1 protein-coding gene is annotated in these 268 nt (G+C 41.4%); it reads left to right on the top strand.

Features of this window, described 5'->3' with window-relative positions:
• Nucleotides 1-268 (top strand): RNA-dependent RNA polymerase family protein (locus EUU22_RS26345; RefSeq protein ID WP_205687801.1); only part of this gene is annotated, 268 nt, incomplete at both ends.

Consider the following 268-nt stretch of genomic DNA (forward strand, 5'->3'; position numbering starts at 1 on the left):
TGGCCAGAGCAATTCGGCAGGAAAAAAAAATAAAAGGAATCCAAATAGGTAACGAAGAAGTAAAACTCGCGTTGTTTGCAGACGACATGATCTTATACATAGAAAACCCCAAAGGATCCACAGAAAAACTATTAGAAATAATCAACAACTACAGCAAAGTAGCAGGGTATAAAATTAACGGGCCCCAAAGCATCTTGCTTCCAGCTCTTTGGGAAGCTAAGAAACAACTCGCTCTGCACAGTGCTCTAACAGCCTACCGGGAACATCT

The sequence above is a fragment of the Ciceribacter ferrooxidans genome (assembly GCF_004137355.1).
GTDB lineage: Bacteria > Pseudomonadota > Alphaproteobacteria > Rhizobiales > Rhizobiaceae > Allorhizobium > Allorhizobium ferrooxidans.